Origin of the sequence: Saccharopolyspora sp. 6V, from assembly GCF_020176785.1 — a bacterium.
In the GTDB taxonomy this organism is placed as follows: domain Bacteria; phylum Actinomycetota; class Actinomycetes; order Mycobacteriales; family Pseudonocardiaceae; genus Saccharopolyspora_C; species Saccharopolyspora_C gregorii.
Map to the genome: position 1 here is coordinate 33,069 of NZ_JAIUKB010000092.1, position 20,553 is coordinate 53,621.

The window sequence follows — 20,553 nt, forward strand, 5'->3', positions numbered from 1 at the left end:
CCCCTCCCGCTGCGCGGGGCGGGCCTGCCCCCGCCGCCCCCCACCCGGACGCTCCCGGTAGCCTTTTTGCCGGGCTTGGCTGTGTTTTGTTGGGGCCCCCCCCCCCCCCCCCCCCCCGGATCGGTTCGGGGTGGTGAACGGACTGTTGGTCCGGTCTGGTCGGTCGAAGGGTCCGTTCACCCCGGGAAGAGGCGACCGGCTCGGCGACCCGCGGATGGAGTGAACGGACCGTTCGTCCCGTCTGGTTGGTCGAAGGGTCCGTTCACCCCGGGTCAGTCGAAGGCCATGTAGAGGGCGACTCCGGCCGCGATGACGACCACCAGGTAGCGCAGCAGCGTCGCCGGGATCCGCTGGGCGATCTTGCCCCCGAGGTAGCCGCCGAGCACCGTCGTGGGTGCGACGAGCAGCACCGCCGCCCAGTCGACCGGCGCGATCAGCGAGTACACGACCAGCGTGACGGCGCTGCCGATGAGCCCGAGCCAGTTCTTCAGCGCGTTGAGCCGCCGCATCGTGTCGTTGACCGCGAACATGAGGATCGCGATGAGGATGACGCTGCGCGCCCCGCCGAAGTAGCCGCCGTAGATGGAGGCGAGGAAGAGCCCGAACGACAGCCAGCCGAGGCGTTCCGCGCCACCCTCGGTCCGGCCGAACCAGCGCTTGATCGTGTTCTGGAACGCCATGAGCACCGCGGACAGCCCGATCAGCACGGGCACCACGGCGTCGAACACCTCGCCGGGCAGCACCATGAGCAGCACGCACCCGATGGAGGAGCCGACGGCCGCGGCGATCGACGTCCACAGCAGTCGCCGCGGCGCGCCCGTGAGGTCGTCGCGCTGCCCGACGGCGGCGCCGACGAAGCCGGGGCCTTGCACCACCGAGTTCGTCACGTTCGCGACGAGCGGTGGCATGCCGGTGGCCAGCAGCGCCGGGAACACCAGCAGCGATCCGCCGCCCGCTACGGCGTTGATCGCCCCGGACAGGAATCCGACGACGAGCAGCAGCACCGGTTCGATCCATTCGCTGAACACCAGCGGAACCTAACCGCCATCACCGCCGGACCGGGATCTGGGGCGACCGTCGTCACAGCGGCATTCCGCCTGGTGAACGTTCCGCGGGGTGTTGCCGGACGTGATGACCGGAATGCGCCGGTCGGTTCAGCGCGCGGGAACGGGCACGCGCACCGGGCCCGCCACCCCCGAACCCGCCGACATCGAACCCGCTGACGCCGACCGGCCGGAGCCGGTGCGCCGGCGCGGCGGGGGAGCGGCGAGCGAGTACGCGGCGTGCAGCGCGGCGAGGACGCTGAAGGTGACGGCGGCGGAGGTGACACCGACGGACACGCACACGAGCAACGGCTTCATCGAGGTTCTCCTTCGGCGGGAACTGCGCGGCGGAAACCGGGACGCCGATCGGTGCGGAGGCTCCGGACGGCCGCCGCGTCGCGGGGTCCGGAGAGCGAAGGGCCGGCGCTCGGTGCGTCCCTGCACCGTGCCGCGCGGCGATGTCCGCCCGATGGCGAGAAGTTGCGGAGCCCGCCCCGATTCGCGGACCCACTCGACACTTCGCCGGATCGTGGCCGGTCGTTACGCGGCGTCCGGGGAACACCCCGCGCGGGTGGTGCGGCGCACACCCGGCATTCGGGCGGCGTCGCGTCCGGTTTCCGCTCCGCTTGCGCCGATCGGCCGCCTCCGGGCTGAGCCACCCCGCCGCCTCGGGTCCGCGAACTCGCCGATCGGGTCCGCCGTCCGCGTGAAACCCGGCTAGGTGTCCGCCATGCGCGCACTTCCCGCCGGTCCGGAACCGCGCCGGAGCTGGGCAGCGGGGGCGACCGCCGGAGTCCGGGGTCCAGCTCGCCGAGGGAGCGGCGCCTCAGCGCGGTCCGCGCCGGCACCGATCAGGCGGGCCCGATGAACAGGCCCGATGAGCGGTCCCGATCGTCGCGAACGGGCCCGCTGACGTCGGCGGGCCGCGCAGCGCCCGACCCGATGCCTCCTGCGGCGCGGCCGCGCCAGGCGCGGCGCAGCTTCCGACGATGAGCCCGACTTTCAGACGGTCCCGCGGAAACCGCCGCCTGCCACTACCGAGCCGCCAGCTCCCGCAGCATGGGCAGCAGCGACCGCAGCGCCCGCCCGCGGTGCGAGTCCGCGTCCTTCTCCTCGGCGGAGAGCTCCGCCGCGGTCCGCGTCTCGCCCTCGGGCACGAAGATCGGGTCGTAGCCGAACCCGTTGGTGCCGCGTTCGGCGCGCACCACGGTTCCCGGCCACTCGCCGCGCACCACGGTCTCGGTGCCGTCCGGCAGCACCAGCGCGGCGGCCGAGACGAACGCCGCCCCGCGCCGCTCGTCCGGCACGTCCCCGATCTGGCCGAGCAGCAGGTCCAGGTTCGCCTGGTCGTCGCCGTGCGCGCCGGACCAGCGGGCGGACAGCACCCCGGGCATGCCGTTGAGCGCGTCCACGGCGAGCCCGGAATCGTCGGCGACGGCGGGGAGACCGGTCGCGCGGGCCGCGTCGGCGGCCTTCGCGAGCGCGTTCTCCTCGAACGTGGCCCCGGTCTCGGGGGCTTCCGGGAACTCGGGCACCGCGTCCAGGCCGACGACCTCGACGCCGGTGACGCCTTCGGCTTCGAGGATGCGCCGCAGCTCCACGAGCTTCTTCGCGTTGCGGGTGGCCAGCAGCAGCCGCGTCACCGGGCACCGCCGGGGAGTTCGCCGGGGTACGGCGCGGTCAGCGCCTCGGCCTGCTTGCGGGACAGCTCGGCGCAGCCGTTCAGCGCGAAGTCCACCATCGTGTCCAAAGTGGACCGGGGGAAGGTGGCGCCCTCCCCGGTGCCCTGCACCTCGACGAGGGTGCCGTGGTCGGTGGCGACCACGTTCATGTCCACCTCGGCGCGCGAGTCCTCCTCGTACGGCAGGTCCAGCCGCACCCGGCCGTCCACCACGCCGACGCTCACCGCGGAGATCGAGCAGGACAGCGGCTTCGGATCGGACAACCGGCCCGCCGAGCTCAGCCAGGTGACGGCGTCCGCGAGCGCCACGTACGCGCCGGTGATCGCCGCCGTGCGGGTGCCGCCGTCGGCCTGGATCACGTCGCAGTCCAGCGCGATCGTGTTCTCGCCCAGCGCCGCCAGGTCGATGCAGGCGCGCAGCGAACGGCCGATGAGCCTGCTGATCTCGTGGGTGCGGCCGCCGATGCGGCCCTTCACCGATTCGCGCACCCCGCGGGTGTTCGTCGCCGACGGCAGCATCGCGTACTCGGCGGTCACCCAGCCGAGGCCGGAACCGGTGCGCCAGCGCGGCACCCCGTCCTGCACGCTCGCCGCGCACAGCACGCGGGTCTTCCCGAACTCGACCAGGACCGAACCGGCGGGCCAGTCCTGGTATCCGCGGGTGATTCGCACGTCCCGGAGCTGGTCGTCGCTCCGCCCATCCGCTCTCGCCACGCGCCCACCCTAACTGCCCGTGCCGCGCCCGTTCTGGGTGGCGGTGACCGGACCGCTACCAGTCGAGGGTGCGCCACTCCACGGCCTTCGGCCGCCGTCCCGTCTCCAGGAAGTCCCGCAGCGCCGCCGCCAGCACCGCCGGGTCCACGCCGCTGCCCGCGGGGAACTCGGCGTCCTCGCTGATCAGCGCGGGTGATTCCGGGTCGCCGTCGAGGACGGCGTAGTCGTGGTCGGTGTCGATGTGGCTCAGGTAGCCGTAGCCGCCGGACACCGCGGCGATCACGTCGTGGTCGAGCATGCCGGTGGCGGAGTCCGCGGGCTCCCGCCCCTCGTGCCAGATCGTCGCGGGGCCCGCGTTCGGCTCCGCCAGCCGGCGCACCAGGTCGTCGACCTCGCCCGGTTCGGTGACGCTGAGCCCGTCGCCCGCGTTCGCGTCCGCCGTCGACGCGATCGACCACACCGCCGTGATCGTCATCCTCGTCCTTCCCACCGACTCAGATCGGGTAGTCGCGACCGGCCTCGACGACCTCCACCGGGCCGTCGAACTCCTCGGTCGCCTCCCGCAGGATCTCCTGCGGGTCGGTCCACGGTTGCAGGTGGGTCAGCAGCAGCTGCCGCACCCCGGCCCGCTTCGCCACCCGCGCCGCCTGCCGCCCGGACAGGTGCACCCCGTCGGGGCGGTCCGGCGAATCCGACCAGGACGCCTCGGCCAGCAGCGCGTCCGCACCCCGCGCCAGCTCCTCCAGCGCAGCGCACGGGCCCGTGTCACCGGTGTAGGCCAGCACCCGGCCACCAGCCGACACCCGGAAACCCCACGCCGGGCACAGGTGGTCCACCGGGAACGCCGCCACCCGGAACGGGCCGATCTCCGCGGGTGAGCCGAAACCGGCGAAGTCGTACACGTCGGCCAGGTCCGTCTCCGCCAGCTCCGCGGTGTTCGGCGCGTACAGCCTGGTCAACCGGTCCTGCGTCTCCGGCGGCCCGAACACCGGCAGCTTGCGGCGCGTCGTGTCGTGCGGGGGATCGGGGTGGTAGCGGCGCAGCACCGTCAACGCCCCGAAGTCCGAGCAGTGGTCCGGGTGCAGGTGGCTCAGGAACAACCCGTCCAGCGAGAACGGGTCCGAATGGCGTTGCAGCGCACCGACGGTGCCGTTCCCCAGGTCGAGCGCGATCCGCGCCCCACCGGCCTCGACGAGGTAGCCGGAGGCGGGTGAGTCCGGCCGGGGCAGGCTGCCGGAACATCCGAGAATCGTCAGCTTCACGCCGACGAGCCTGACATGGCGACCTGCCGCACGGACCCGAAAGCCGCGATCGGACCCAAGAAGCGGCCTGCCAAGCGGGTGAACCTCGCCGGATCGCCGGTGGTGCGGAACTCGTGATCGGGTTCCTGCGGCCCCGCCAGCATGTCCTGCTCGGTGAGCACCCGCACCACGTCCTTCGCGGTCTCCTCCGCGCTCGACACCAGCGTCACCTGATCACCCATCGCCAGCTGCAGCACGCCCGTGAGCATCGGGTAGTGCGTGCAGCCCAGCACCAGCGTGTCCACATCGGCCCGCTGCAGCGGATCCAGGTAGCCCTGCGCCAACCCCAGCACCTGGCGGCCGCTGGTGATGCCGCGCTCCACGAAGTCCGCGAACCGGGGGCACGCCGCCGTCGTGAGCCGCACCTGCGGAGCCGCCGTGAACGCGTCGTCGTAGGCGCGCGAGCGGATCGTCGCCTCGGTACCGATCACCCCGACCCGGCCGTTGCGGGTCGTGGCCACCGCCCGGCGCACCGCGGGCAGCACCACCTCCACCACCGGCACGTCGTAGCGCTCCCGCGCATCCCGCAGGCACGCGGCCGACGCCGTGTTGCAGGCGATGACCAGGGCCTTCACCCCGCCCTCCACTAGCGAATCGGTGATCGCCAAGGTGCGTTCGCGGATGTCGGCCAGCGGGCGCGGCCCGTACGGGGCGTTCGCGGTGTCGCCCACGTAGCGGATCGCCTCGCCCGGCAACTGGTCCAGCACGGCGCGGGCGACGGTCAGCCCGCCGACTCCGGAGTCGAAGATCCCGATCGGCGCGTTCGTCACGCCGACAGTGTGCCAGGCTGCGGCGTTCCCGAACCGCGACGAGTGCTGCGCGCCACCAGCCACGCCGCCAGCAATCCGCCGAGCGCCCCGCACAGGTGACCCTCCCACGAGATCAACGGCTGGCCGGGCAGCACGCCCCACAACATGCCGCCCCAGTAGAAGAACAGCACCACCGCCACCACGATCTGCCCCAGGCTGCGGTTGAAGAAGCCGCGCACCAGCAGGAACACCATCCAGCCGAACGCCACTCCCGACGCGCCCACGTGCACCCCGCCGGTCGCGATCAGCCAGGTGCCGAGGCCGCCGACGACCCACACGATCGCCGTCACCGCCACGAACTGCCCCACCCCGTTCGCCAGCAGCAACCAGCCCAGCACCAGCAGCGGCACCGTGTTCGACATCAGGTGGCCCCAGCCCGCGTGCAGCAGCGGAGCCCACAGGACCCCGTCCAAGCCGCTGATCCGGTGGGGCACGATGCCGTTCTGGTCCAAGTTCCCCGGCGTCGCCTGGTCCCAGAACTCGACGGCGTAGAGCACCGCCACCATGAACGCCATCTGCACCGCCGCGCGCAGCGGGTTCCGCGGGAGGACGCGCGGCCGCTCTGGCTGATTCGTCACCTTTCCGAGGTTACGCGGATCGGGGGAGCGGTGACTCGGGGGAACGTTCTGCCGCGCCCGCTAAGCTCCCGCACCGTTCGCCGAACCCGGAAACCCCAGGAGGTAACAGCGGTGCCCACCACCGCCGAGCAGGCCGTGCCTGCCGCAGCGCACCACGGGCACGGCCCCACCTGGGACGCGGGAACCGCGAGCCTGCTGTGGACCGACCTGCGCGCCCGCACCGTGCACCGCTACGCGCCCGACGACACCGACCACGCCATGCAGGTCCCGCAGCAGGTCAGCGCCGCCAAACCGCGCACCCGCGGCGGACTGCTGCTGCACTTCGACGAGGGCGTCGCGCTGTACGACGCCGACGGGGAACGCCGCACCTGGCTCACCTTCTGGGCCCGCGACGGGGTCCGCGCCGGCGAGACCACCGTCGACGTGGGCGGACGGGTCTGGGCGACCACCGTGCGCGAGGACGAGAGCGGCGGCGGATGGCTCGTCCGCGTCGACCCGAACGGCGCCGCGCACGTGGTCGTCGACGGGATCGCCGCGGGCAACGGGCTCGCCTGGAGCCCCGACGACACCCGGCTCCACCTCGCCGACAGCGCCGCCCGCCGCATCGACGTGCTGACCGTCGACCAGGTGACCGGCGCCGCCACCGAGCGCCGCACCGCGTTCGACGTCGACGGGGAACCCGCCGGGATGTGCGCCGACGCCGACGGATTCCTGTGGGTCGCGGTGCGGGACCGCGGGGAAGTGCGCCGCTACGCGCCCGACGGGCGGGTCGACCGGACCGTGCCGCTGCCGTCCCGGCGCCCGACGAGCTGCTGCTTCGGCGGCGAAGACCTCACCGACCTCTACATCACGACCGCCCGCGACGGCCTCGCCGAACCGGAGCCGGCGGACGGTGCGGTGCTCGTCGTGCCCGGGGCAGGGGAAGGGTTGCGGTCGCACACCTTCCCCGGCTGACGCCCTCCTCGCGGAGTGAACGGACCGTTCGTCCCATCTGGTTGGTCGAACGGACCGTTCACTCCATTTCGTCGGAGGTGTGCGGATGCGGTGATCGGTCGGCCTCCCCGCGGGCTGTGGCGGGGTGAACGGACCGTTCGTCCCATCTAGTTGGTCGAACGGTCCGTTCACTCGGCTTCCGGTCAGGACTTGGTGCGCAGGGCTTCCGCGCCTCCGGTGTCCGCGTCGTGGTGCGGCCAACGCGGGGTGTCGCCCGTGGGGGTGTCGCCGAGGACGGTGACGCGTTGGCCGACGCGGCGCTCGGTGTAGTCGTTGATCGCGTAGTGCTGGGTGGCGCGGTTGTCCCACATGGCGATCGCCCCGGCGTTCCAGCGGAACCGGCACACGTTGCTCGGGTGCTCGGCGACGGCGTACAGGTGCTGGAGCAGCGCGTCGCTCTCGGCGGCGGCCAGCTGCGGGATGCGCCGGGTGAACATGCGGTTGACGTACAGCGAGCGCCGCCCCGTCTCCGGGTGCACCCGCACCACGGGGTGCTCGGCTTCGCTGCGGAACGAGCCGTTGGGGTGCTCGAACACGTGGACCGCGGTGAGCCCGTCGAGCATGTCGCGCAACGGCGCGGAAAGGGACTCGTAAGCCCGGTGCTGGTTGCTCCACATCGTGTCCCCGCCGAACGGCGGGCATTGCACGATCTGCAGGATGGAGGCGACCGGCGGGGTGGGGCTGAACGTGACGTCGGTGTGCCACACGTCGGCTTTGGCGCCCTGCGCGGAATCGAGCACCACGATTTCCTCGTGTCCGTCGAGCTTCGGCAGGAACGGGTGCACTTCCAGTTCTCCGAGCCGCTTGCCGAACTCGATGTGCGCCTGCGGCCCGAGCCCGGCGGCCTCGGGGAAGAACAGCACGAGGTGTTCGAGCAGCAGTGCGTGGACCTGCGCGAACGCCTCGTCGGTGAGGGAGTTCAGGTCGATGCCGCGGACCTCGGCGCCGAGTGCGCCGCTGATCGGGCGAACCTGCAGGCCGGTGTCCTGAACGGGAGCCGCCATGATGATGCGCCTTTCTGAGTGGAGCCGATGACACTTGTTCCGCGCATGCGGAACGGCGGATCGGCGAATCGATGAATCGCCGTCCGGATCGGGTCGAATTCTTGACCGGAATCGGGTTCCGGTGCGATGCTGCGCGAACCGGATTCGGGTTCCGGTGGTGATTTTCCCCGGGCGGAAGAACCGCGTGGAATGCGCGGGAAAACGGGGGATCGCGAGCCGGGAATCCGGCTGGAGAACACCGGAAGCATGGACAGGAGTGCACCAGTATGGCTTCGGAGACGACGGATCCCGGCGCGCGGTTGGCGGCGCTGACCGACCTCGCCACCCCGTTCGCGGTGCGCGCGGCGGTGACGCTCGGCGTCCCGGACCGGATCGCGGAGGGCACCACCGGGCTCGCCGAGCTCGCGACGGCCACCGGGACCGACGCCGATTCCCTGGCCCGGCTGCTGCGCCACCTGGTGGCGATCGGGTTCGTGGCCGAGCAGGGCGGCCGCTTCGCGCTGACCGACGTGTCCCGGCACCTGCTGGGCGCGGACAGCGCGTGGCAGAAGAAGTGGCTGGACCTGGACGGCCCGGGCGTGAAGATGGACCTGGCGTACGCGGGCATGGCGCACTCGGTGCGCACCGGCCGCTCCGGTTACGAACCGGTGCACGGCGTGCCGTTCTGGGAGGACTACCAGCGTGACGACGCGCTGCGCGGGTTCTTCGGCGCGATCATGGCCGCGCACGCGTGGCAGACCGGCCCGCTGCTGGCCGCCGAGTACGACTGGTCCGCGGTCAAGAGCGTGATCGACATCGGCGGCGGGGTCGGTGCGCTGCTCGTCGAGGTGCTGCGCGGGCAGCCGCACCTGGAGGGCGCGGTGCTGGACCTGCCACCGGTGGCCGCCGAAGCCGACGAGGCGCTCGCCGCGTCCGAGGTGGCCGACCGCGCCGCGTTCGTGCCCGGCAGCTTCTTCGACGAGCTGCCCGCCGGCTACGACCGGTACGTGGTGTCGCGGGTGCTGACGGACTGGCCGGACGCCGACGCGGTCCGCATCCTGCGCCGCTGCGCCGAAGCGGCGGGCAGCGCGGGACGCGTCCTGGTGGTGGAGGTGCTGGCCGGGGAGGAGCACGCGAAGAACAACTCCTCGTTCGACCTGCAGTCGCTGTCGCTGCTCGGCGGCCGGGAGCGCTCCATCGCCGACTTCGAGGCGCTGGCCGCCGAAGCCGGTCTCGCGGTGCGCGGCAGCCGCAGCTGGGACGGCGGCCTGGTGCTCGTGGAGTGCGCACTCGCCGGCTAGCCACCCGCCCCCGGCCTGGGTGGCGCTCATGCCCAGGCCGGGAGGCGCCGCGCCCGCGGGTCCGGCAGCACCCCCACCTGGTGCAGCCGGTCCAGCAGCGACAACCGGTGTTGCCCGAGCCCGGCCATGTTGTGCATGACGGTGTAGCGCAGCCGGTCGTTGCCGCCGGTGCAGCGCAGCGCCCGCCGCCCCACCACGCGGCCCGTCCAGGACAGGTCCGTGATCATGCGGGCCGCGTTGTGGCTCGTCCGTCCGATGTGGACCAGTTCGGGCAGCCGTTCCGCCTCGTAGGAGCGGATTCCCGCGTCCACCGCGGCGGGGCTCAACTCCCCGCCCACGTGCCGGGCGAGGCTCTCCGCGTCCGTGATCGACGTGTTCATGCCCTGCGCCGCCATCGGATGCACCGAATGCCCCGTCTCACCGACCAGCGCCAGCCCCGGAACGCCCAGGCCCGGCGCCAAGAACCGGGACACCGGCAGCACCTGCCGGTTCGCCGAGCTCGCCCGCAGCGCGTCCGCCAGCGGTTCCAGCGCCGGCGTGTCCCGCACCAGGTGCTCGATCCACCCGGCCATGCCGTCGGAATCCAGCCCGCGCAGCTCGTCCGCACCCACCTGCACGTACAGCCGCACCCGGCCGCCCGGCAGCGGGTACCGCAACCGCAGGCCGCGTTCGCTGACGTACGCCGAGAAGTCCTGCTCGACCCGCGGCGCGTCGGCGATGTCGAACGCCGCCAACCGGTGCGGGTACTCGTCGCGGTGTGCCGGGATGCCCGCCGACTTCCGCAGCCGCGAGGAGATGCCGTCCGCGGCGACCACCAGCGACGCCCGCACCTCCCGCTCCTGACCGCTCTCGGCGACCCGCACCCCCGCGACCCGGCCGTCCGCGTCCCGCAGCAGGTCGCGCACCAGCACGCCGCGGCGGAACTCCACCGAGCCGTCCAGCCGGTCCGCCAACGCCTCCAGGATCACCGGGTAGTCGTGGGCCAGCAGCCACCGCTCCTGCTCCCGCAACCGGTCGTAGTCCAACGCCATCAGCGGCGCGCCCGCGGTGTCCCGCGCCACCAGCCGCGCCAGGCGGAGCCCGCCGCGCGACTCCAAGCGCTGCGCCACGCCCCACTCGCGCAGCACCCGCAGCGCGCCCGGTTGCAGCACCTCGCCCTTCGCGACCCGCGACGGCTCGGCCATCTTCTCCAGCAGCAGCACGCGGAAACCCCGCGCGCCCAGCGCGCAGGCCGCGGCGAGCCCACCGACCCCGGCCCCGCACACCACCACATCGGCGTCCACCGTCAACTCCTCCCCGCGGCATCGCGGTAGCGGGCCAGCGCGCGCAACGCCAACCCGTTGGCCAGCGCCCGGTTCGAGTAGCGGGACACGTGGCGCACGTACTCGTTCACCGGCGCGGCCGACCAGGACCCGTCCGGGCGGCGCGCGTCCAGCAGCCAGCGCACCCCGCGCCGCACCTCCGCGCCGTCGGCACCCCCGCCCGCTACCAGCAGCGCGCCGACCGCCCACGCCGTCTCCTCGACGGTGCCCGGTTCGTCGCCGCCGGTGCCCCACGAACCGTCCGGCAGCTGCGCGCGCACCAGCCACTCCCGCGCCCGCCGCGCCGCGTCGGAACCGCCCGCCCCGGCGCGCACCAGCGTCTGCAGCACCGCCGACGTGCCCGCCGTGTGCATCCGGTACCAGACCGATTCGTACGAGCCGTCCGGCCGCTGCGCGCTCGCCAGCCAGCGCACCGCCCGGCGGATCCGCCGATCCGCCGCGGGCACCCCGGAATCCAGCAGCCCGTCCAGCGACTGCGCCGTCATGTGCGGGCACGGCCCGCTGTTGGCGACCTTCGTGTTCCGCACGCACAGGCCCCACGAACCGCGCGAGTCCTGCTGCGCGAACAACCAGCGCGCGCCCGACTCCAGCGCCGGGCGCTGCAGCTCACCGGGGAAGCGCGCCAGCGCCGACATGATCTCCCCGGTCTCCAGCGAGGCCGGCCAGCCCTTGCCGGACCAGCCCCAGAACCCCGGCGGGCAGCCGAACGCGGTGAACGGCCGGTGCTGCTGCTCCCGCAGGAACACCTCCCGCGTCGCCAGCAACCGCTCGTCGGTCGCGTACCCCGCCTCCAGCAGCCCGCCCGCCGCGTACATCGACCAGGTCAACCCCAGCGGGCCGCTGTTCCACGACCCGTCCTCGTTCACCTGCTCCCGGAACCAGCGGACCGCGCCCGCCACCATGTCCGCGCCCAGCCCGGCGCGCGCCAGCCCACCGCAGATCAACCCGGTCACCCACGCGTCCTCGCACCAGCCACCGGTGCTGCCCTCGTGCTCGTAGACCTCGCGGATGATCGCCAGCGCGCCCGGCGTGCCCGCCTTCGCCAGCAGCCGCGTCAGCGGCGTCTGCTCCCGGGTCGCCGCCTGCGCCAACCCCAGCGCGCACACCATCGGCGCCCGCAGGTCGAACAACCGCAGGAACGGGCCGCGCAGCACCGCCAGCTCCAGCGGGAACCGGCGCATGTCCGACGTCCGCAACCAGCCGACGAACGAGTAGAACTGGCGGCACCAGGCCGTCACCTCCGGGTGCGGAATCCCTTCCAGGCCACCGTGGTCCAGCATCCAGCGCTGCCCGGCCGCCACCGCGTCCGCCGCCGACTCCGGCGCCACCAGCTGCAACGTCGCCGACGCCACCGCCGTCGGACCCGGCTCGTCCGCGCCGCCCGGCACCATGCTCCAGCCGCCGGTGTCCGACTGCCGGGCCCGCAGCCACGCCACGCCCCGCTCGATCAGGTCCGCCGAACCGCGCGGATCGGCGAAGTGCAGCGCGCTCACCGCGCCCACCGTGCTCAACGTGGACGTCAGCCCGTCCTCCGAGTAGTCGAACACGCCGTCCGGCCGCCGCGCCGCGAACACCGCCTCCGCCGCGGCCTCGATCGCCTCGGAGACCTCCTCGGCCCGCGAAGTCGTCATGGCAGCGTCGCCTCCCGTCGCTCCGCCGTGGGGAACTCGTGCCCCGAACGCAGCACGGCCTGCGCACCGAGGCTGAACACCAGCGCGGGCACCAGCACCGCCAACGCGAGCCACAGACCCGCCGCACCCGCGATCAGCGCGCCCGCCAGCACCAGCCGCTCCGCGACGAGGATCTCGTGCGCCCGCAACGCCTTCCGCGGCGGCAACTCCCGGATGTGCTCCAGCAGCAACGAGAACGCCGCCGTCCCCGCGCACGCCGCCACCGTCGCCAACGCCGAGTAGCCGCCCCGCTGCGGCACCGCCTCCGCCAGCGCCAGCACCACCAGCAACCCCGACGCGTACAGCGCGAACGACGTCCGCACCGCCACCGGGATGCCGCTGCGCACCGGCACCGAGCGGTAGCCGCCCGCCCGGTCGCCGTCCACGTCGCGCATCGTCCCCACCAGGTTCGACGCCGCGTCGTGCGCCAGGAACACCAGCGCGAACACCAGCACCGTCCACGGCACCCGGTCCGCGCCCAGCAGCGCACCCGCCGCCAGCGCCAGCGCCGTCAGCGAACCGCGCACCAGGTTCCCGGACAGGCCGCGCGCCTTGCAGAACCGGCTGTAGGCGACGATGCCCGCCGTCGCCACCACCACCAGCAGCACCGCGTGCCAGTTCACCAGCAGCGCGAACACCGCGGCCGCCGCCGCGCAGCCCACCCCGCAGGCCAGCGCCGCCCGCGGCGACAACCGGCCGGACGGGATGGGGCGCTGCGGCTTCCCGATCGCATCCAGCTCCCGGTCGAAGTAATCGCCCAAGTAGTGCCCGGACAACCAGCCCAGCGCGGGCACCACCGCCGCCGCCAGCAGCGGCACGCCCCACCCGGCGCCGGCGGTGACCGCGCCCGCGATCCCCACCATCGCCGGATAGCAGGTGGTGTAGGGCCGCCAGGTCTCGACGTGCGCCCGGATCCCGCGGTGCACCGCGGACATCGATGCGGCCACGGCTAGCGGTCCCGGTGGATCGCGAGGTCCGCCACCGCCGCCAGCAGCCGCGAACCGTCCCCGCCCGGCAGCACCGCCAAGTCCCGGTGCGCCCGCCGGATCTCCTCGGCGGCCTCCGCCGCGGCGCGCTCCACCGCGCCCAGCCGGGTCAGCACCTCCCGCAGCAGCGCGAACGACTCCACCGGGGACCGGGTGCCGCTGAGCGCTTCCGCGAGCAGCGCGCGATCCCGCGCGCCCGCCATGCCGTGCGCCACGATCACCGGGAACGTCGGCCGCATGTTCCCCGCATCGCTGCTGCCGGACTTGCCGGTCACCTCGGTCTCCGCCAGGTACGGCAGCAGGTCGTCGTGCATCTGGAACGCGGTGCCGACCCGGTCGGCGAACCGCGTCGCCGCCGCCACCTGCTCGGTGTCCCCGCCGCCGAGCACCGCACCGGACCGGCACGCCGCTCGGAACAGGGCGCCCGTCTTCAACGCCGCCATCCGCCGGTACCGCTCCGGCGGGCACGCCGGATCCCGCAGCAGCTCCGCCTCCAACGCCTGCCCCCGGCACAGGTCCACGCCCGCGTCGGCGACCGCGCGCACCGCCGCCAGCACCGGTTCGGCGGGCAGCCCGCACTCGGTGAGCGCGGCGAACAGGCTCAGGATCAACGCGTCGCCGGTGACGATCGCGTCCGGCACCCCGAACCGCACCGGCACCGAAGCCCGGCCCCGCCGCAGCTCGTCGCCGTCGATGATGTCGTCGTGCACCAGCGAGGCCACGTGCAGGTACTCGATGGCGACCGCGGCGGGCAGCACCGCCGCGCGATCCCCGCCGACGGCCTCCGCGGCCGCGACCAGCATCACCGGCCGCAGCATCTTGCCCGGCGCCAGCAGCGCGTACCGCGACACCTCCCTGATGTGGTCGGTGCCCGCAGGCCAGCGGCGTTCCAGCTCCGCGCGCAGCTCCGCGGCCACCGGGGAGGCGGCCAGCAGCGCCGCCGGATCCCCGGCCAGGTCGTGGGCGTCGCTGATCCGGGCGGTCACCGGGCGGGCTCGCTGACCTCGGCGGCCAGGTCTCCGGCGGTGGCGTCCGCGGCGGAGAACTCGGCCGCGACCTCCAGCACCAGGTCGTTCGCCGCGCGGGTGCCGACGGTCAGCCGCACCCCGGACCCGGCGATCTCCCGCACCACCACACCGCGCTCGGCGCACCGGTCCACGAAGCGCTGGTTCGCCCCGCCCAGTGGCAGCCACAGGAAGTTCCCGCCGCTGGCGGGCACCGGGATCCCGTGCGCCAGCAGGCCTTCCCGGAGCCGGTCGCGTTCGGCCGCGACCTCCGCGCACTGGGCACGCATCACCTCGGACGCCGCCAGCGCCGCCGCGGCCGCCGCCTGCGCGGGCCCACTCACCCGGAAGAACAGCGCGCTCGGCTTCAACGCGGCCACCACCGGCTCCGCTCCCAACAGGTAACCGACGCGCATGCCGAGCAGCCCGTACGACTTGGAAAAGGTCCGAGCGATGGTGAGCCGGTGGTCCGTTCGGGCTAGTTCGATTCCATCCGCAATGGTCTCGCCGGTCCCGGTGGCGAAGTCGATGTAAGCCTCGTCGAGCACGACGTGCACATCACTCGGAATGCGATCGAGGAACCCGGTGATCTGTTCCGCGGTGAGGATCGACCCGGTCGGATTGTTGGGGTTGCACAACAGCACCACCCGGGTGCGGTCCGTGACCGCGGCCGCCATCGCGTCCAGGTCGTGCGCCGAATCCCGCAGCGGCACCCCCACCGCGCTCGCCCCGGCGTTGCGGATCATCAGCGGGTACATCTCGAACGACGGCCAGGGGTGCACGACCTCGATGCCCGGGCCCGCGTGGACCTGCAGGAACTGCTGGAGCAGCGCTCCCGAACCGACGCCGGCCAGCACGCGCTCCGCGGCCACCCCGTGGTGCTCGGCCACGCGCGCGACCAGATCCGACGAGAACGGGTCCGGGGTGAGGTTCAGCGTGTCGAGGGCGGCTTCGGCGGCAGTTCTCACGCCGGGCAGCGGTGGGGCGAAATTCTCGTTCAGGGAGAGCTGGTGCACAATTGAGGTCACAGTGCCAATCCCGTTCTGGCCGCTGGGTTTCATGGCCTCTCGTGCGGTGTCCGCCGGTTTCGTTCCGGACCGCTCGCGATGCTGATCGAATACTGTGTTCCGCGGCCTTCGATGTCAAGGTTCACGATCTCGTAGAACGTGATGAACGTGTTTCGAATCTGTGTAGTCGGTTTTTGTCGAGGGGATCCCCTGAGATCTTCGTGGCAGCGGGACGCAAGTCGTCCGGCGCGTCCCGGCGCTGTGCTAGTCCGCGGCGAGCCGATCGGCGGCCTCGTCCGCGCGCTCCGCGGCGCGGTGGGGCGGCGTGCCGCGGATCGTCTCCGCGCACCCGCGCGCGGGCGTTGAGATCAATCTGTGATCTAGGTGGTTCCGCCAGGTCAACGGGCTTCGGGGCCGGTCGTTCGCCCTCGGCGTGACCATGCTCGCCCGAATGGCTCTGGAATATTCCACCGGTCGTTCGGTACACCGGACGCGGTGCGCCCGCCACAGCGGCAGTCGGGGCCCGGCGGCCGCACCCGCCACGGTCCGGGGACCGGTGGCTGCGCCACGACCGGCGGGAGTACCGGTCGCGGCAGAACCGCGGCCCCGGTGCGTTCGGGGCGCGCCGGGGTCGCGGACCCGTTTCCCGCATTCGACTCGAATGCGCGGGATCGAACCGCCGAACACCGCCGACCGGGCGAACCGCGGATAGTCCGACGGCACTGTGAAAACGGCAAATACCGGCACTTTTGGGCCGAATGTCGCCGCGATTAGGGTCGCAGACGATTCCTCAATGGCAGCGGGGCGGGCACCGGCCCGTTTCGTGGAGGGACCGGGAACGGACCACGCGCAGCCGAACCCGGACAACCGACAACGCCCGGGACGCCCCATCGCCCCGGGCGCGAGATCGAGGAGAGCAAGATGGTCGCTGCCCCACGTCGCATGGCCCGCATCGCCGGGATCGCCGCGGTCGCCCTCTCGGCCGCCGCCACCGTCTCCGTCTCGGCCGCCCAGGCCGAACCGGCCGACGTCACCCCGTACATCGTCGGCGGCCAGGACGCCGACATCGCCGACCACCCGTTCGTCGTCGCGCTCACCACGCCCGACGGCCAGCAGTTCTGCGGTGGCTCGCTCGTCTCCGAGACGAAGGTCGTCACCGCCGCGCACTGCACCACCGGCTCCGACCCGTCCGAGATCAACGTGCTCAGCGGGCAGACCGAGATCAGCGGCACCGGCGGCACCGTCTCCGAGGTCAGCGACGTCTGGGTGCACCCCGAGTACACCGACGCCACCCTGGGCTTCGACGTCTCCGTCCTCACCCTGTCCGCTCCCGTCGAAGGCGCTCAGCCAGTCGAGCTGGCCACCGCCGACGACGCCGGCTACACCGCGGGCACCGACGCCACCCTCCTCGGCTGGGGGACCACCTCCGAAGGCGGCTCCACCTCCGACCACCTGAAGACCGCGACCGTGCCGGTGAGCTCCGACGCGGACTGCTCCGCCGGGTACGACGAGTACAGCCCCGACTCGATGGTCTGCGCCGGCCTGCCCGAAGGCGGCGTCGACGCCTGCCAGGGCGACTCCGGCGGCCCGATGGTGGCCGACGGCCGCCTCATCGGCGTCACCTCCTGGGGCGAAGGCTGCGCCCGCCCCGGCAAGCCCGGCGTGTACGCCCGCGTCGGCGCCTACAACGACGTCCTGACCGAGCAGATCGGCAGCTGATCGCCTGACGGATTCCCGCTCGCTCGGCTGAGCTGGGCGGGTGGCGGAACCTCAGCGGCGCCCTCGCTGCGGGATCGTTTTCACAGGTGGCTCCGCCACATGAGAAATGCAGTACGGGGCGGTCCGGAAGGGCCGCCCCGTTCTCGTGCGTCCGGTCAGGTGAGCTGGCGGGTGGAGCGGTCTTCGAACTTCGTCGCGTAGCCGCCGATGATCGCGCGGGATTCCACCGTGCCCAGCGCGACCCGGTCCAGGCAGTCGACGGACTCGCGGAACGCGGCCACCCGTTCCTCGTCGTCCAGCAGCAGTCCGCACTCCTGGCTCTCCAGCAGCACCGTCGCCACCCCGCGCGCGAACTCGATCAGCGTGAACGGCCCGCCGAGCCCCGCGTGCACCCCCAGGTTCGTCGGCAGCACCCGCACCGCGATGTTCGGCGCCTCCGCGGAGCGCAGCAGGTGCCGCAGCTGCCCGCCCATCACCGCCGCACCGCCCACGGGCCGGGTCAGCACCGATTCGTCCAGGTACGCCGTCAACGCCACCGGCGACGCCTTGTGCAGGATGCCCTGCCGCACCTGCCGCACGTTGACCTGCTCGTCCACCTCGCCCGTGCCCGCACCGGACGCCGCGCACACCGCGGTCGCGTACGCCCGGGTCTGCAGCAGCACCGGCACGTAGCCGAGGCTGAGCTCGGTGAGCCGGGAGGCGCGCTGCTCCGCGTCGATGCACGCGCGGGTGTGCGCCGAGAGCCCCGCCATCGCCTCCCACCACGACGGGCGGCCCAGCTCCTCGGCCATCGTCAGCAGCTGCTCGCGCCGCTTGCCGCGCACCCGCAGCGCCGCGAGCACCGCGGCCAGGTCGGGGCCGCCGATGCCGCGCTGCGCCGTCTCGATCCGGCTGATCTTCGCGATGCTCCAGCCCAGCTGTTCGGCGAGCACTCCCTGGGACATCCCTTTGTCCTTGCGCACCTTGCGGACCTCGGCCGCCAGCGCGCGGGCCCGGGGGGAGTTCGACATGATCGTCAGAATATGGTGCCAGCGCGGAAAAAACCGTCGCTCGATCAGGTACTGGTGAACTGCCCGAACGGCCGCAGATTCCCGGCCCTGCACCGAAGATGCGCCCCTGCCGAGAACTTCCCGGAGCGGAATCCTCCAGCGCAGCCCCGCTTCCGCGCCCGATCCCCCGGCCGCCACGCGCGGTGATGTCGCGGGGACCCGGAAACCGGGCCCCCGCCACCCCCAGGCCATCCGACCCCCCGGATGCCTCGCGGCGTCCCCCTCGGCGCCGCTGGGACCAGAGTGGCACGAGCGCCGCCGCCGCTTCCACCGGAACGACCGACGAACCGCAGGAACATGTGGCCTGCAGTCGAGATCAGTTCGCGGGGATAGACTCACCCAGGGGAGGGTCGTCAGCCGCCCGCGCGTGGTGGTCGCAGCCCGCCCGCGCCGCGGCGCGGGCGGTACCGCACATGTGGAAGGACACCTGACGTTGCCCGGAGCCTCCGAGATCGCGCTCGCCGAAGCCGAACACCGGCGGGTGCGCGCCCCGCAAGCACTCCTGGACACGACGCTGGACCAGCTGCGGACCCTGGTGGTGGTGCACGAGGCGGGCACCGCGCTGGCCGCGGCCCGGCTGCTCGGACGCGAGCAGTCCAGCGTGCAGAAGCAGCTGGACACGCTGAACCGGAACTTCCGGGAACTGTGCGGCGAACCGTTGGTGCTCAAGCAGGGCAGGGGGAAGAGCGCGCTGTTCACCGGCACCGGCGAAGCGCTGGTCGAACGCGCGCGGGACACCCTCGACGACTGGCTGGACGTCGTCACCGACTCCCGGCGCCGCGTCGGCGGTTCGCTGCGGGTCGGCACCACCCGGTTCACCCTCGGCTTCCTCACGCCCGCCGTGGAACGGGTCGCCGCCGGGTTCCGCGCCGACGGCATCGACCTCAAGGTGGTGCACCTGCGCACCCGCAACCTGCTGGAAGCGTTGCGCGCCAACGAGGTCGACCTGGTCTGCGGCAGCACGCTCACCCACGTCGGCGCGAATCCGGCGGGCCTCGACGTGCTGGAGTGGCGGCGCAGCGGGCTCACCCTCGTCACCAACCTGGACCGCAGGCTGGTCCCCGGCCCCGCGGTGCGCGCCGCCGCGCTGCCCCGGCTGCCGCTGATCGTCGCGGGCAGCGGGCTGGTCGCCGAGTTCCTGCGCGGCTGGTACGGCGCCGACTACCGGGGCGTGCTGAACGTGGCCGCCGAGGTCGACGACGTGCGCTACGGGCTGGAACTGCTCAGCTCCGGGCTGCTGCACGGCTGCATGCTGGTCACCCGTGGCGTCGCGGAGGCCGCCGCGGACGGCAGGCTGCCGGACGGCCGCGGCCTGCGGATCCTCGACGTGCTCGGCGACCTGGAACCGCGGCTGGAGGTGCTGGTCGGCGCGTTCGCCAGGGCGGGCGAACTCGGGCAGCACGACGCGGACCACCCGCTGAACCGGTTGTGGGCGGCGTTGACCAGCAGGCACGACGAGTGGCGCGCGGAGCGGCCCACCAGCGGCTGACCGGCCCGACAGTTCGCCGAGACGTCTCCGCCCGGCCACCGATTCCTCACCGCCGGTGAGCCCGCGCCGGTGAAGGTGTGCGGGTGAGCGAGCCGAGAACCCGGCCGGTGCGCGCCCTGGTGGCGCTCGGCGATTCGACCACCGTCGGCATGGGCGACCGGGTCCCGGGCGGTTGGCGCGGCTTCGCCCGGATGCTCGCGGACGCCTGCGGCGGCCCCGCCCGGATCCGGTACGCGAACCTGTCCGCTTCGGGCGCGCGGGTGCGCGACGTGCACGAGGTGCAGCTGCCCGCGGCGCTGCGGCTGCGGCCGGACGCGGCGGTGCTGGTGGTCGGCATGAACGACACGCTGCGGTCCGACTTCGACCCGGCCCCGCTGCGGCGGCGGCTGGACGCGGTGGTGGGCGAGCTGACCCGCGCCGGTGCGGTGGTGGTGGCCGCGCGCTACCACGACCACGGGAGGGTGTTCCGGCTGCCTGCTCCGCTGCACCGCGCGCTGCGCAAGCGGATCGAGCAGGTGAACGCGGTGCTCGACGAGGTGCTGGCCCGGCACGGGGCGCGGTGCGTGGACCTGGACGCGCTGCCCGGCGCCTACGAGCTGGACGCGTGGTCGGTGGACCGGCTGCACCCCTCCGAGTTCGGGCACCGGTTGCTGGCGCGGGCGATGGGGGAGCAGCTGGCGGCCGCGGGGCTGCTGGTGGAGCCGGTGGCGCTGCGGTGTTCCGGAGGTGCCCGGATCACGGCCTGGCACCACGCGGGATGGTTGGTGTTCCGCGGTGTGCCGTGGCTGGTGCGGCGCGGCTCGGACCTGCTGCCGCACGGGGTGGCGGCGGTGGTGCGGGAGGTGCTGGCGGAGCTGGGGGAACGGCGGGGTCTGCGGCGGATCCGCGGTGGTGCGTTCCGGGG

At 73.3% G+C, this 20,553-nt stretch carries 20 protein-coding genes; 5 read left to right on the plus strand and 15 right to left on the minus strand.

Annotated features, from left to right (window positions below):
- Window positions 1-272 precede the first annotated feature (272 nt).
- The 8 genes from LCD35_RS18295 to LCD35_RS18330 form a co-directional block, all read right to left on the minus strand.
- A complete protein-coding gene (locus tag LCD35_RS18295; protein WP_224977952.1) occupies window positions 273-1,028 on the minus strand; it encodes a sulfite exporter TauE/SafE family protein in 756 nt (251 codons plus the stop codon).
- A gap of 126 nt (window positions 1,029-1,154) precedes the next feature.
- On the minus strand, window positions 1,155-1,361 hold the full coding sequence (locus LCD35_RS18300) for a hypothetical protein (RefSeq protein ID WP_225044518.1): 207 nt from the start codon (window positions 1,359-1,361) through the stop codon (window positions 1,155-1,157).
- 716 nt (window positions 1,362-2,077) lie between these two features.
- Entirely contained in the window at window positions 2,078-2,686 is a 609-nt protein-coding gene (rdgB, locus tag LCD35_RS18305) for an RdgB/HAM1 family non-canonical purine NTP pyrophosphatase (RefSeq protein ID WP_224977950.1), read from the minus strand.
- A complete protein-coding gene (rph, locus tag LCD35_RS18310; RefSeq protein WP_224977949.1) occupies window positions 2,683-3,438 on the minus strand; it encodes a ribonuclease PH in 756 nt (251 codons plus the stop codon). The genes rdgB and rph overlap by 4 nt, the downstream gene beginning before the upstream one ends.
- A 55-nt stretch (window positions 3,439-3,493) precedes the next feature.
- Window positions 3,494-3,913, minus strand: a complete 420-nt coding sequence (locus tag LCD35_RS18315) for an Imm1 family immunity protein (RefSeq protein WP_224956105.1) — start codon at window positions 3,911-3,913, stop codon at window positions 3,494-3,496.
- 19 nt (window positions 3,914-3,932) lie between these two features.
- Window positions 3,933-4,700, minus strand: a complete 768-nt coding sequence (locus LCD35_RS18320) for an MBL fold metallo-hydrolase (RefSeq protein WP_224956104.1) — start codon at window positions 4,698-4,700, stop codon at window positions 3,933-3,935.
- Complete coding sequence (gene murI, locus LCD35_RS18325; protein ID WP_224956103.1) at window positions 4,697-5,509, minus strand: glutamate racemase; 813 nt, start codon at window positions 5,507-5,509, stop codon at window positions 4,697-4,699. The genes LCD35_RS18320 and murI overlap by 4 nt, the downstream gene beginning before the upstream one ends.
- Window positions 5,506-6,126 (minus strand): rhomboid family intramembrane serine protease, encoded by a 621-nt coding sequence (locus tag LCD35_RS18330; RefSeq protein ID WP_373689980.1) that lies wholly within the window; start codon window positions 6,124-6,126, stop codon window positions 5,506-5,508. The genes murI and LCD35_RS18330 overlap by 4 nt, the downstream gene beginning before the upstream one ends.
- A gap of 111 nt (window positions 6,127-6,237) precedes the next feature.
- Between LCD35_RS18330 and LCD35_RS18335 the strand changes: the two genes are divergently transcribed.
- Entirely contained in the window at window positions 6,238-7,080 is an 843-nt protein-coding gene (locus tag LCD35_RS18335) for an SMP-30/gluconolactonase/LRE family protein (protein ID WP_224977948.1), read from the plus strand.
- Window positions 7,081-7,262: 182 nt separating this feature from the next.
- Here LCD35_RS18335 and LCD35_RS18340 read toward each other — a convergent pair whose 3' ends face one another.
- Window positions 7,263-8,123, minus strand: a complete 861-nt coding sequence (locus LCD35_RS18340) for a TauD/TfdA family dioxygenase (RefSeq protein ID WP_224956101.1) — start codon at window positions 8,121-8,123, stop codon at window positions 7,263-7,265.
- A 266-nt stretch (window positions 8,124-8,389) separates the two neighbouring features.
- Between LCD35_RS18340 and LCD35_RS18345 the strand changes: the two genes are divergently transcribed.
- A complete protein-coding gene (locus LCD35_RS18345) occupies window positions 8,390-9,403 on the plus strand; it encodes a methyltransferase (protein ID WP_224977947.1) in 1,014 nt (337 codons plus the stop codon).
- A 26-nt stretch (window positions 9,404-9,429) separates the two neighbouring features.
- Here the strand turns inward: LCD35_RS18345 and LCD35_RS18350 are convergent, their stop codons facing one another.
- Genes LCD35_RS18350 through LCD35_RS18370 form a run of 5 tightly spaced genes read right to left on the minus strand, consistent with a single transcriptional unit; the run spans window position 9,430 to window position 15,446 of the window.
- Complete coding sequence (locus LCD35_RS18350; protein ID WP_224968700.1) at window positions 9,430-10,686, minus strand: NAD(P)/FAD-dependent oxidoreductase; 1,257 nt, start codon at window positions 10,684-10,686, stop codon at window positions 9,430-9,432.
- A gap of 2 nt (window positions 10,687-10,688) precedes the next feature.
- Window positions 10,689-12,356, minus strand: a complete 1,668-nt coding sequence (locus LCD35_RS18355; protein ID WP_224956098.1) for a prenyltransferase/squalene oxidase repeat-containing protein — start codon at window positions 12,354-12,356, stop codon at window positions 10,689-10,691.
- Window positions 12,353-13,342 carry a UbiA family prenyltransferase gene (locus LCD35_RS18360; RefSeq protein WP_224956097.1) on the minus strand — a complete coding sequence of 330 codons (990 nt, stop codon included), beginning with the start codon at window positions 13,340-13,342 and terminating at the stop codon, window positions 12,353-12,355. Before LCD35_RS18360 ends, LCD35_RS18355 begins: the two co-directional genes overlap by 4 nt.
- 2 nt (window positions 13,343-13,344) lie before the next feature.
- On the minus strand, window positions 13,345-14,367 hold the full coding sequence (locus LCD35_RS18365; protein ID WP_224956096.1) for a polyprenyl synthetase family protein: 1,023 nt from the start codon (window positions 14,365-14,367) through the stop codon (window positions 13,345-13,347).
- Complete coding sequence (locus LCD35_RS18370) at window positions 14,364-15,446, minus strand: aminotransferase class I/II-fold pyridoxal phosphate-dependent enzyme (protein WP_224968698.1); 1,083 nt, start codon at window positions 15,444-15,446, stop codon at window positions 14,364-14,366. Before LCD35_RS18370 ends, LCD35_RS18365 begins: the two co-directional genes overlap by 4 nt.
- An 867-nt stretch (window positions 15,447-16,313) precedes the next feature.
- Here LCD35_RS18370 and LCD35_RS18375 point away from each other — a divergent pair.
- Window positions 16,314-17,111, plus strand: coding sequence for a trypsin-like serine protease (locus LCD35_RS18375; protein ID WP_224956094.1), 798 nt, complete (start codon window positions 16,314-16,316; stop codon window positions 17,109-17,111).
- Between the two features lie 155 nt (window positions 17,112-17,266).
- Here the strand turns inward: LCD35_RS18375 and LCD35_RS18380 are convergent, their stop codons facing one another.
- Window positions 17,267-18,121 carry a helix-turn-helix transcriptional regulator gene (locus LCD35_RS18380; RefSeq protein WP_224956093.1) on the minus strand — a complete coding sequence of 285 codons (855 nt, stop codon included), beginning with the start codon at window positions 18,119-18,121 and terminating at the stop codon, window positions 17,267-17,269.
- 472 nt (window positions 18,122-18,593) lie between these two features.
- On the opposite strand from LCD35_RS18380, the gene LCD35_RS18385 reads away from it, so the two are divergent.
- Both LCD35_RS18385 and LCD35_RS18390 read left to right on the plus strand, forming a co-directional pair.
- Entirely contained in the window at window positions 18,594-19,649 is a 1,056-nt protein-coding gene (locus LCD35_RS18385; protein WP_224963295.1) for a LysR family transcriptional regulator, read from the plus strand.
- 83 nt (window positions 19,650-19,732) lie between these two features.
- A partial coding sequence (locus LCD35_RS18390) for an SGNH/GDSL hydrolase family protein (protein ID WP_225044519.1) occupies window positions 19,733-20,553 on the plus strand: 821 nt, incomplete at its 3' end.